Raw genomic sequence first — 11058 nt, forward strand, 5'->3', positions numbered from 1 at the left:
GCCCCCGGTGGACTTTCGGCCTGCCCGGGTGGCAAGGTCCGGCCGCCGGAGCGAGGATGGGACCATGACCGAAATAAAGCCGCATGCGGCCCACTGGGGCTATTTCGATGCCGTGGTGGAGAATGGCCGGGTCACCGGCGTGCGCCCCTTCGGCCCCGACCCCTTTCCCGGCAGCCTGATCGAGAGCGTGCCGGACGTGGTCCATGCGCCCTCGCGCATCGACCGCCCCTATGTCCGCCGCGGCTGGCTGGAGGGCCGCCGGCGCGGCCACCTACGCGGGGCCGATCCCTTCGTCCCCATCTCCTGGGACCGCGCGACGCGGCTGCTGGCGGAGGAGACCACGCGGGTCCGGGCCGAGCACGGCGCCACCTCGATCTTCGGCGGCTCCTACGGCTGGTCCTCGGCCGGGCGCTACCATCATGCGAAGACGCAGCTGCAGCGCTTCCTCGGCCTCGGCGGCGGCTTCACCTCCTCGGTCACCGCCTATTCCTATGCGACGGCGCAGACCCTGCTGCCGCACATCCTCGGCACCAACGAGGTGCTGCTCGGCCGCACCACCGACTGGCAGGCGATCGCCCGCAACGCGAAGCTGATGATCTGCCTCGGCGGGCTGGCGGCGAAGAACGGACTGGTGAACTCGGGCGGCGCCGGGAAGCACGACTACGGCGTGCTGATGCGCGACGCCCGCGCCGCCGGCGTCCGCTTCGTCAACATCTCGCCCTTCCGCGGCGACACCGAGGCCGAGCTCGAGGCCGAATGGGTGCCGATCCGGCCGGGCACCGATGCGGCGCTGCTGCTGGCCATGGCGCAGGTGCTGGTCGAGGGCGGGCTCGAGGACCGCGGCTTCCTGGCCAGCCACTGCACCGGCTGGGACCGGCTGCGGCCCTACATCACCGGGGAGGCGGATGGCCTCGCCAAGACGCCGGACTGGGCGGCGCCGATCACCGGCATCCCGGCCGCGACCATCCGCCGGCTGGCGCTGGAATGCGCGGCCAAGCCGACCATGCTGACCGCCGCCTGGTCGATCCAGCGGGCCGACTACGGCGAGCAGCCCTACTGGCTGCTGATCGCGCTTGCCGCCATGCTCGGCAGCATCGGCAAGCCGGGGCAGGGGGTCGCCTTCGGCTACGGCAGCATCAACGGCATGGGCACGCCGCGGCGGGAGCTGCCGGCGGTGCATTCGCCGGGCATCCGCAACCCGGTCGGGCTGTACATCCCGGTGGCGCGGGTCACCGAGATGCTGGAGCGGCCGGGCGGGATCCTGCAGTACAACGGCCGCGACATCACCCTGCCGGACATCCGCATGATCTGGTGGGCCGGCGGCAATCCCTTCCACCACCACCAGGACCTGCCGCGGCTGCAGCGGGCCTGGTCGCGCGCCGAGACCATCGTGGTGCAGGAGCCCTGGTGGACCGCGGTCGCCCGCCAGGCCGACATCGTGCTGCCGGCGACGACGACGCTGGAGCGGAACGACATCGCCAGCAGCAGCCGCGACCGCTTCCTCCGCGCCATGCACCAGGCGATCCCGCCGGTCGCCGAGGCGCGCAACGACGTCGACATGCTGGCCGACGTCGCCGAGGCGCTGGGCTTCCGCGACCGCTTCACCGAGCAGCGCGACGAGGGCGCCTGGCTGCGCCACATCTACGAGCAGTGGCGCCTGACCTGCGGCCGGCTCGGCTACGAGGCGCCGGACTTCGACCGCTTCTGGGCCGAGGGGCATATCGAGGTGCCTCCAGTCCCGGTCGGCGAGGAATACACCCAATTCGCCGAATTCGCCGCCCGTCCGGAGGACGAGCCGCTGAACACGCCTTCCGGCAAGGTCGAGCTGTTCAGCGAGACCATCGCCAGCTTCGGCTACGACGACTGCCCCGGCCATCCGATCTGGATCGCCCCACGGGAATGGCTCGGCGCGGCGGCGGCGGCCGAGCATCCGCTGCACCTGCTGTCCTTCCAGCCGGCGACCCGGCTGCACGGCCAGCTCGACCCCGGCCGGGTCGCCGCCGCCGACAAGATCCGGGGGCGCGAGCCGATCAACATGAACCCGGCCGATGCCGCGGCGCGGGGCCTGGCCGAGGGCGACATCGTGCGCATCTTCAACGCCCGCGGTGCCTGCCTCGGCGGGGTGCGGCTGAAGGAGGGGATGCTGCCCGGCGTGGTGGCGATGGCGACGGGGGCCTGGTACGACCCGCAGGTGCCGGGCGACCCCGATGCGATGTGCGTCCACGGCAACCCGAACGTGCTGACCGCCGACATCGGCACCTCGCGGCTCGGCCAGGGCCCCTCGGCGCAATCCTGCCTGGTGCAGATCGAACGCTGGGAGGGTCCGCTGCCGCCGGTGACCGTGCATGTCCCGCCGCCGGTGGCCAGCGAATGATGCGGCGCCGGGCAGTACTGGCGGCCGGGATGGCCGCGCCGCTGGCGGCCGGCCGGCCGGCCCGGGCGCAGGGCCAGCCGCATGAGCTGGAGCCGCTGGCCCTGCCGGTGAAGCAGGACGACAGCGTGGCGCGCGGCTACCGGCGCGACGTGCTGGTCCGCTGGGGCGACCGCGTCACCTTCGACGCGCCGCGCTGGACGCCGCGCACCCCGGACCCCGACGCGGTCGCCGCGCAATTCGGCTGGGACGCCCGCGTCGCCGGCATCGCGGTGCCGCAGCAGCCGGCGGCCGATGGCGTCGCCCGGGCGATCCTCGCGGTGCTGCACCCGGGCGTCGACCCGCGCATGGCCTTCCCCGGCGGGCAGGACCAGCCGGCGGCGGCGGCGGCCATGCAGGGCGCCTCGCTGCTGAACCTCGAGCGCCAGCGCGGCCGCTGGGTGGTGGTCGACGGCGGCTACCAGAGCCGCCGTCTGGGCGGCTCCACCCTGTGCCGGCTCCAGGGCGCCGGCGGCGGGGCGGTGCGCGGGCTGCTCGGCCTCGCCGGCGGCTGCGTCACCCCCTGGGGCACGCTGCTGCTGGCCGAGGGCGACCCGGCCTTCTGGCAGGCCCGGCTCGGCGCGCTCGACCCGGCCTTCGCCGATGGCAGCGGCTTCGGCTACGTCGCCGAGCTCAACCCCTTCGACCCGCAGGCGGTGCCGGTGAAGCGCGGCGCGCTCGGCCGCTTCGCCCATGGCGACGTGGCGGCGACGCTCGGGCGGGATGGCCGGGCGGTGGTCTACCTGACCGACCGGCGGGTCGGCGGCTTCCTGTTCCGCTACGTCTCCTCCGGCCCGGCCACGCCTGAGGAGGGGCTGGCGGCGGGCTCGCTCTTCGTCGCCCGGCTGCAGGACGACCGGCTGAGCTGGGTGCTGCTGCCGCCGGGTGCCGCGGCCGGGCCGGTCGTGGCGGCGCAGCAGGCCGGCGGCACCCCGTTCGACACGCCGTCGGGCCTCGGGCTCGACCCGATGGGGCCGCGGCTGCTGCTGGCCTGCCACGGCAGCCCGGGCCGGCCGGCCGGGCACGTGATCGAGCTCTCGCCCGATGGCGGCGACGATACCGCCGCCGGCGCCACCGCGCGGCTGCTCTTCGCCGCCGGCGACCCGCGCAGCCCGCAGGCGCGCTACGGCGGGGCCGGGCTGCCGCCGGGCAGCGCCTGGCCGGAGAACCCCGACACCGTCACGGTGGACGCCCGCGGCCGGGCCTGGATCGGCACCGACCGCGGCGGCCGGATCGGCGCCCAGGCGGAGGGGCTCTTCGCCTGCGACCTGGCCGGGCCGGGGCGCGGGGTGCCGCTGCCCATCTATGGCGCGCCGCGCGGCGCCTCGGTCGGTGGCGCCGCCTTCACCCCGGATGGCGAGGCGCTGTTCACCGCCGTCCGCCATCCCGGCGCCGAGCCCGGCGCCAGCTTCGACCGGCCGGGCACCCGCTGGCCGGAATTCCAGGCGGGCGTCCCGCCGCGCAGCACGCTGCTCGGGCTGTCGCGGCTGGCCGGGGGGCCGGTCGGCGGCTGAGCGCCGCTTCTCCGCCGGCGGTTCAGCGCCGCTTCTCCATGGACGTTGCGGGGGCTTTGCGCTTCCCTGGCCGGCAGACATCGAGGGAGGATCCGGCCGATGAGCCAGACCGTGACAATGACCGTCAACGGCCGCGCCGCCAGCGTGACCGTCGATGACCCGGAGATGCCGCTGCTCTATGCGCTGCGCAACGACCTCGGCCTGACCGGGCCGCATTTCGGCTGCGGCCTCGGCCAGTGCGGCGCCTGCACGGTGCATCTGGATGGCGCCGCGACCCGGAGCTGCCAGCTTCCCGTCGGCGCGGCCGAGGGCCGGCAGGTGACGACGCTCGAGGGCCTGGGCACGCCGGAGCGGCCGCATCCGCTGCAGGCCGCGTTCATCGCCGAGCAGGCGGTGCAATGCGGCTACTGCGCCAATGGCATGATCATGCAGGGCGCCGCCCTGCTCGCCGCCACGCCGAAGCCGAGCGCCGAGCAGGTGAAGGAGGCCCTCGTCGCCAACATCTGCCGCTGCGGCACCCAGCCCCGCGTCGTGCGCGCGGTGCTGCGCGCCGCGGCGAATGCCTGAGGGGGGCCGGACCATGGACGGCATGCAGATGCGGCGCCGCGGGTTGTTCGGCGCCGGCGGGGCGCTGGTGGTGGGCTTCGTGCTCGGCGCCCGGCCGGCGGCGGCCTGGACCGACAAGCCGGTGGCCCTCGACCAGGTCGACAGCTTCCTGGCGATCGACGCCGCCGGCCGCGTCACCGCCTATGTCGGCAAGGTCGACCTCGGCACCGGGGTGCGGACCGGCTTCACCCAGATCGTCGCCGAGGAGCTGGACGTGCCGATGGCGAGCGTCGCCGTCGTCGAGGGCGACACCGCGCTGACCCCGGACCAGGGCGCGACCTATGGCTCGCTGTCGATCCAGGTCGGCGGGGTGCAGCTGCGCCAGGCGGCGGCGACGGCGCGGCGGGCGCTGCTGGCGGAGGCGGCGTCGCGCTTCGGCCTGCCGCCGGAGGGGCTGCGCTGCGAGGATGCGGCGGTGATCGCGCCTGACGGCCGGCGGCTCGCCTTCGCGACGCTGGTCGGCGGCCGCGCCTTCTCGCTGGCGGTCGATGCCAACGCGCCGATCAAGCCGCCGGAGGCGCGGCGGGTGGTCGGCCGCTCCGCCCCGCGTGTCGACATCCCGGAGAAGGTCTTCGGCCGGTTCCGCTACGTGCATGACCTGAAGATCCCGGGCATGGCGCATGGCCGGGCGGTGCGGCCGCCGGCGATGGGGGCCATCGCCGAGGCGGTCGACGAGGCCTCGGTCGCCGGCATTCCCGGGCTGCTCAAGGTGGTGCACGAGCGCGGCTTCGTCGGAGTGGTGGCCGAGACCGAATGGGCCGCGATCCGGGCGCAGCGCGCGCTGAAGGTGCGCTGGTCCGCCTGGGCCGGGCTGCCGGAGCAGGCGAAGCTCTGGGAGCATGTGCGGGCGACGCCCGTCGCGCAGCGCCAGGTGACCAGCGAGACCGGCGACCCGGCCGCGGCGATCCGCGGCGCGGCGAAGCAGCTCTCGGCCAGCTACGACTTCGCCATCCATACCCATGGCTCCATGGGCCCCTCCTGCGCGGTGGCGGAGTTCCGCGACGGCAAGCTGACCAGCTGGTCGGCCAGCCAGGCGACGCACAACCTGCGCAAGCAGCTGGCGATGATGCTGGCCATGCCGGTCGAGCAGGTGCGCTGCGTCTACCTCGAGGGCGCCGGCTGCTACGGCCGCAACGGGCATGAGGATGCCGCGGTCGATGCGGCGCTGCTGGCGAAAGCCGTGGGTCGGCCGGTGCGGGTGCAGTGGATGCGGCACGAGGAGCATGGCTGGGACCCCAAGGGCCCGCCGACGCTGATCGACCTGCGCGCCGGGCTCGATGCCGCGGGCAAGGTGGTGGGCTGGGAGAGCGAGGCCTTCATCGCCAAGGGCGCCGGCGGCAACGTCGACTTGGTTGCCGCCGAGCTCGGCGGGCTGCCGCGCGAGAGCCTCAGCAGCCCCGGCAACATCGTGCACAACCTGGCGCAGCCCTATGGCTTCCCGGCGGTGCGCACCACCTGCCTGCGGCTGGAGAGCACGCCCTTCCGTCCCAGCTGGATCCGCACCCCGGGGCGGATGCAGAACACCTTCGCCGGGGAGGCCTTCCTCGACGAGCTGGCCGCCGCCGCCGGGGCCGATCCCATCGCCTACCGGCTCTCGGTGCTGGAGGACCCGCGCGGGCGGGAGATGCTGGAGCGGGTGGCGAAGCTCTCGGGCTGGCAGGCGCGGCCCTCGCCGGTGCGGGACCAAGGGGGCGAGGTACTGCGCGGCCGCGGCGTCTCCTACGTGAAGTACGAGCTGGTGCGGACCTATGTCGCGGGCGTCGCCGAGGTCGAGGTCAACCGCCGCAGCGGCGCCATCCGGGTGATCAGGTTCTTCGTCACCCATGACTGCGGCCAGATCATCAACCCGGATGCGGTCACCGCGCAGATCGAGGGCAACATCGTCGCCACGGTCAGCCGGGTGCTGAAGGAGGAGCTGACCTTCGACCGCTCCGCCGTGACCTCGCTCGACTGGGCGAGCTACCCGAGCATCACCTTCCCCGAGGTGCCCGAGATCGTGGTGGAACTGGTCGACCGCCCGGCCGAGCGGCCCTGGGGGGCGGGGGAGCCGACCGCGGCGATCGTCCCCAGCGCCGTCACCAATGCCATCTTCGACGCGACCGGGGTGCGGCTGCGGAGCGTGCCCTTCACCCCGGCGAAATTCCTGGCGGCGCTGCAGGGGACCTAGGTCAGCACCACGCGGCCTGGTGGGTGCCGAGGGGGACCGACGGCAGCGCCCAGCGCGGCGGCGTTTCGGCCAGCTGGCCGGAATGCCGCAGCGCGGTCAGCCGGCCGAAGCCGCTGTCGGTGGTCTCCAGCAGCGGACCCAGATCGGCCATCGTCGGCACCGAGGCGGCGAAGCCGTCCGGCAGCCGGCCGAGCCCGCGCAGCCAGCGGCCGGTGCCGGCGAGCGAGACGCGGACCAGCCAGGAGCCGCCTTCCTCCGCCCGGCGCAGCAGCGCCGCGAGCGTGCCGAAGGCGAGCAGGTAGCCGGAGGCATGGTCGAGCGCCTGGCAGGGCAGCACCCTGGGATCGGCATGGGCCGGATCGGCGCCGGCGGCGACCGCCTCGGCATGGTTGAAGCCGCTGGCTGTCTGCACCAGGGAATCGAAGCCGCGCCGGCCGCCCCAGGGCCCGACCTCGCCATAGGCCGAGAGCGAGGTGCAGACGATGCCGGGGCGCAGCGCCGCCAACTCCTCCGGGGAGAAGCCGTGGCCGGCGATGGCGCCGGGGCGGTAGCCCTGGAGGAAGACATCCGCCTGCGCCGCCAGCCCCCGCAGCCCGTCGCGCCCGGCGAGGCTGCGCAGGTCGAGCGTGGCGCTGCGCTTGCCCCGGCCGGTATCGACCACGAGCTCGTCGAAGGAAGGCAGGTGGGCGGCATTGATGTGCAGCACCTCGGCGCCATGCGCCGCCAGGGTGCGGCCGCAGACCGGGCCGGCGATGACCCGGGTGAGGTCGAGCACCCGCAGTCCCTCGAGCGGCCGCGCGCCCAGTGGGGGAAGCGGCGTCGGCGGGGCATCGCCGATGCGCTCGATCCGCAGCGCCGGCAGGGTATTCACCGCCTGGCCCTGGGGGTGCGCGTCCCATTCGGCGAAGCTCCGCATGGCCGAGGCACAGAGCCCCGCCGCGGCGGCGGCATCCTCGAAGGCGAAGGCCTCGCGCGCCGCCAGCGCCGCGGCCACCGCTCCCCGGGTGCCGTCGCAGCCGAGCAGGGTCAGCATGCCGCTGCGGTGGTGCGGGAAGTTGGTGTGCAGCCGCACCCAGCGGCCGTCGCCGCAGCGGTAGGTGCCGGCGATGCTGTCCCAGGTCTCGCCGCGGTCGCGGCCGGCGAGCGCGCGGTAGTGCTCCGAGTGGAACTCGACGCTGGCATGCCGCATGTCCACCCGCGCCGCCTGGGCCGGGCCGCCACGCACCGCATGCAGGGCGGCGACCGCCGCGGTGGTCGCGGCGATGCTGGCTTGGGCGGCGGCGCCGATCCGGAAGGAGGAGGGCAGGGCGGGTTCGGCGCCGGTCAGCTCCAGCGCGCCGAGCCGGCCGGGTGCCAGCCCGGCCAGGGACCAGAGGTCGCGGATGATCCGGTCGGGGGTGGGATCGGCCATGGCGGTCTCCTGCGGCGGGCGGCGGCGCTGCCGGGCAGCCTAGGCCGCCGCCCGCCAGCGGCAAGTGTTTGCCGCGGCGCACTTTGCAACCTGGAGCGGTGGATCAGAAAGTTTCTCAACGTAAAAGGGATTCACAGGGAAACAGCCGCCGCCGCCGGCGTTCGTGCTTTGGGGCGTTCGGCTCCTGACAGCATAGGCAGGGATAACCATGGCCAATCAGCAGACCTCTGGCGGCGGCAAGGGCAACCCCGGCAATTTCGCCAATGACCGCGCCAAGGCGCGGGAGGCCGGGCATATCGGCGGCATGAACCAGGGCAAGGCGAACAACCCCGGCAATTTCGCCAACAACCGGGAGAAGGCGGCGATGGCCGGCCGCAAGGGCGGCCTGCACAGCCACGCCAACAAGAACCCGGACTAGAGGCGCCCGGGGGCGGCAGGGGCCGGCTTCGGTCCGGCCGCCTCCCAGGGACCCTGGTTCCGGCCGGGCCGTTGATCTATAAGTACTGATTGACAAGCCCCGGACATCAATCAACTGAACATGAGCAGCTTGGGATCGGCACCCGGTCATGGCCGCCGGCGGCGGCCCCGTTGATCCTCGCGCCCTCGGACCGCCATCGGGCGGTGGGTCTCGCCGGCCGGCTGCGGTCGCCGCCGCTGCAGGCCGCGCATGCGGCCTGGCTGGCAGCCCGCACCGCCTGGCACCTGCCGACGCCCGAGCAGATCGAGGCGGCGCTGCCCGAGCCGGATGACTTCAGCCTCGCCGCCGTCATCCGCGGCCCCGGCGAGACGGGTTTCCAGCTGGTCCGCGTCGGCGCCGCCCTGGTGCGCCGGGCAGGCCGGCCGCTGCTCGGCGAATTCGTCGGCGCGGTCGCCCCCGCCGCCGGCGAGGATCCGATCGGCGGCGCCGCCTGGGCCTATGGCCGGTGCCTCGCCACCGGCACGCCGAGCCACGAGTTCGGCCATTTCGACGTCGGCGAGGGCGCCCCGCTGCTGTTCGAGCGCCTGCTGCTGCCCCTCGGCCGCGGCGCCCTGACCACCCACATCCTGGCGGGCTCCGTCTTCGCCGGCGTCGCTTGAACGGGGCCTCGGCTGAGCGGACCGGGCTGCGGCCGGACCCGAAGCCGCCGGGTCCGGGCGGCGGGGCTACTCCGCCGCCACCGCCTGGCGCGGCTGGAACTCGGGCGCCACCCGGGTCATGAACAGGCGGATCGATTCATTGGCGACCGCCGCCGGCATGGGCCCGAGGCGGAAGGAGCAGATGACGCCGCCGACGCCGGTGCGGTCGATCTCGGCCATCTTCGCCGCGACGGTCGCGGGCGAGCCATGGATCAGCGCGGATTCGACCTGCACCCGGGCCGGCGGCACTGTCTCCTGCACCATGCGGATGCCCTGCTCGGCATAGACCCGCTCGCGCATCACCCGGCGCTGCTCCTGCATCGCCTCGAAGGCGGGGATGCCGATGCGGGCGGCCTCGGCATCGGTCTCGGCCACCACCACGTTGCGCCAGACCCAGCTCTCGTCCAGGCAGCGGGCGATGGTCGCCTCGTCGTGGCCGGCCGCGGCGAGCCTGGCGCGATAGGCGGCGAGGCGCTGGCGGGTCGCCTCCAGCGACTGGACGTTCATCATGAAGGGCAGGCCGCGCTCGGCCAGGTGCATGGCGCCTTCCTCCGAAGACGCGGCGCGCAGCACCGCCGGATGCGGCTGGGTGAAGCATTCCGGGCGCAGCCGGGGCGCCTTGATGTCCCAGAATTGTCCCGCGTGGGTGAAGCCGGACTTGCTGGTCCAGGCCTTGAGCATGATCGCCTCGGCCTCGGCGTAGCGGTCGTGCGCCTCCCGCCAGTCGATGCCGTAGCCCTGGTATTCGTAGACGTTGTAGGCGGTGCCGCGGCCGAGGCCGACGATCAGCCGGCCCTCGCCGATATTGTCGAGCAGGGCGATCTGCTCGGCCAGCCGCACCGGGTGGTGCAGCGAGACCTGGGCGACGGCGAAGCCGACCTTGATCCGCCTGGTCGCGGCCAGGATGGCGGCGGCGAAGGTGGTCGGGTCGACATAGGCGCAATTGCCGTCGAAGTGGTGCTCGGCCAGCCAGAGCACCTCGACGCCGAGGTCGTCGCACAGCTTCGCCTCCTCCAGGCATTCGCGGATCACCCGCGCGTCCATCGCCGGCTCGCGGCTCTCGGTGAAGAGGAAGTTGCTGAATTTCAGCATGGCGGGCTCCGTGACGAGGCTCAGGCCGGCTGCGGCGCGGCCAGCCTAGCCGGTTTGCGCCGCGCCGCAACCGCGGCCGGCCGGGCCCGGCTCCGCAGAACGCTATGCCAACAATGCGTAACCACGCTGGCGGGCGGACCGTCCCGGGTCCATATCGGCGGCGAGCCCCGCGGAGTCCCGAATTCCATGAAGATCAACGTCGAGATCGATTGCACGCCGGAGGAGGCCCGCCAGTTCCTCGGATTGCCCGATCTGCGGCCGATGCAGGATGCGGTGATGGCCCGGATCCAGCAGCAGATGCTGGCCGGCGTCGACGCGCTGGCGCCCGAGGCGTTGCTCAAGGCCTGGATGCCGCTGGCGCCGCAGACCCCGGACCAGCTGCGCGACGCGATGGGCGGGCTGTTCCGCATGTTCAACCCGCTGGCTACGCCGGGGCCGGGCACCCCGCCGGGCCAGGGGCCCAAGGGGCCGGGCTCCAGGGGATCGGGCCAGGGCTGACCCCCGACCGGACCCCCGCCGCCGTGCCGCCGCCGACCCTGCGGGCCGAGCCCTTGCTGCGGCCCGGCCAGCGCCGCGTGCCGCGCCGCCAGCGCCCCTGGCGCCGGCTGCGCCCGGGGCTGGTCGGCTCGGTGCTGCTGCACCTCGGCTTCGTCGCCCTGGTGGTGCTGGCGGTGATGACCCGGCCGAAGCCGCCGGAGCCGCTGCCGCCGCCCTCCTTCGAGGTCGAGTACCGCGACGGCGC

Annotated in this window: 9 protein-coding genes and 1 pseudogene; 8 read left to right on the forward strand and 2 right to left on the reverse strand. The window is 74.2% G+C overall.

What is annotated here, in order from left to right; translation table 11 throughout:
- Positions 1–64: 64 nt before the first annotated feature.
- The 4 genes from QWZ14_RS06795 to QWZ14_RS06810 all read left to right on the forward strand — a co-directional run bounded on the left by QWZ14_RS06795 (position 65) and on the right by QWZ14_RS06810 (position 6697).
- Positions 65–2374, forward strand: a complete 2310-nt coding sequence (locus QWZ14_RS06795) for a molybdopterin-dependent oxidoreductase (RefSeq protein ID WP_290315874.1) — start codon at positions 65–67, stop codon at positions 2372–2374.
- A gap of 29 nt (positions 2375–2403) precedes the next feature.
- On the forward strand, positions 2404–3924 hold the full coding sequence (locus QWZ14_RS06800) for a PhoX family protein (RefSeq protein WP_290315875.1): 1521 nt from the start codon (positions 2404–2406) through the stop codon (positions 3922–3924).
- Between the two features lie 99 nt (positions 3925–4023).
- Positions 4024–4491 carry a (2Fe-2S)-binding protein gene (locus QWZ14_RS06805; RefSeq protein WP_290315876.1) on the forward strand — a complete coding sequence of 156 codons (468 nt, stop codon included), beginning with the start codon at positions 4024–4026 and terminating at the stop codon, positions 4489–4491.
- A 13-nt stretch (positions 4492–4504) separates the two neighbouring features.
- A complete protein-coding gene (locus QWZ14_RS06810) occupies positions 4505–6697 on the forward strand; it encodes a xanthine dehydrogenase family protein molybdopterin-binding subunit (protein WP_290315877.1) in 2193 nt (730 codons plus the stop codon).
- 1 nt (position 6698) lies between these two features.
- Here the strand turns inward: QWZ14_RS06810 and QWZ14_RS06815 are convergent, their stop codons facing one another.
- A complete protein-coding gene (locus tag QWZ14_RS06815) occupies positions 6699–8108 on the reverse strand; it encodes a CoA transferase (protein WP_290315878.1) in 1410 nt (469 codons plus the stop codon).
- A 208-nt stretch (positions 8109–8316) separates the two neighbouring features.
- Between QWZ14_RS06815 and QWZ14_RS06820 the strand changes: the two genes are divergently transcribed.
- Positions 8317–8526: a con-10 family general stress protein gene (locus QWZ14_RS06820; RefSeq protein ID WP_290315879.1), complete on the forward strand. Its 210-nt coding sequence runs from the start codon at positions 8317–8319 to the stop codon at positions 8524–8526.
- 170 nt (positions 8527–8696) lie between these two features.
- Positions 8697–9185: a hypothetical protein gene (locus QWZ14_RS06825; RefSeq protein WP_290315880.1), complete on the forward strand. Its 489-nt coding sequence runs from the start codon at positions 8697–8699 to the stop codon at positions 9183–9185.
- A gap of 66 nt (positions 9186–9251) precedes the next feature.
- Here QWZ14_RS06825 and QWZ14_RS06830 read toward each other — a convergent pair whose 3' ends face one another.
- Positions 9252–10316, reverse strand: coding sequence for an LLM class flavin-dependent oxidoreductase (locus tag QWZ14_RS06830; protein WP_290315881.1), 1065 nt, complete (start codon positions 10314–10316; stop codon positions 9252–9254).
- Between the two features lie 186 nt (positions 10317–10502).
- On the opposite strand from QWZ14_RS06830, the gene QWZ14_RS06835 reads away from it, so the two are divergent.
- Together QWZ14_RS06835 and QWZ14_RS06840 are read left to right on the forward strand one after the other, a co-directional pair.
- A complete protein-coding gene (locus tag QWZ14_RS06835; protein WP_290315882.1) occupies positions 10503–10814 on the forward strand; it encodes a DUF6489 family protein in 312 nt (103 codons plus the stop codon).
- A 23-nt stretch (positions 10815–10837) separates the two neighbouring features.
- A pseudogene (locus QWZ14_RS06840) lies at positions 10838–11058 on the forward strand (hypothetical protein); the annotation flags it as partial.

The sequence above is a fragment of the Paeniroseomonas aquatica genome (assembly GCF_030409335.1).
GTDB classification, from domain to species: Bacteria; Pseudomonadota; Alphaproteobacteria; order Acetobacterales; family Acetobacteraceae; genus Belnapia; species Belnapia aquatica.

What these genes read in the sequence shown, in the direction of transcription:
- QWZ14_RS06805 (WP_290315876.1), top strand. Translation starts at nt 4,024, where the DNA reads ATGAGCCAGACCGTGACAATGACCGTCAACGGCCGCGCCGCCAGCGTG.
- QWZ14_RS06795 (WP_290315874.1), top strand. Translation starts at nt 65, where the DNA reads ATGACCGAAATAAAGCCGCATGCGGCCCACTGGGGCTATTTCGATGCC.
- QWZ14_RS06835 (WP_290315882.1), top strand. Translation starts at nt 10,503, where the DNA reads ATGAAGATCAACGTCGAGATCGATTGCACGCCGGAGGAGGCCCGCCAG.
- QWZ14_RS06820 (WP_290315879.1), top strand. Translation starts at nt 8,317, where the DNA reads ATGGCCAATCAGCAGACCTCTGGCGGCGGCAAGGGCAACCCCGGCAAT.
- QWZ14_RS06815 (WP_290315878.1), bottom strand. Translation starts at nt 8,108, where the DNA reads ATGGCCGATCCCACCCCCGACCGGATCATCCGCGACCTCTGGTCCCTG.
- QWZ14_RS06830 (WP_290315881.1), bottom strand. Translation starts at nt 10,316, where the DNA reads ATGCTGAAATTCAGCAACTTCCTCTTCACCGAGAGCCGCGAGCCGGCG.
- QWZ14_RS06800 (WP_290315875.1), top strand. Translation starts at nt 2,404, where the DNA reads ATGGCCGCGCCGCTGGCGGCCGGCCGGCCGGCCCGGGCGCAGGGCCAG.
- QWZ14_RS06810 (WP_290315877.1), top strand. Translation starts at nt 4,505, where the DNA reads ATGGACGGCATGCAGATGCGGCGCCGCGGGTTGTTCGGCGCCGGCGGG.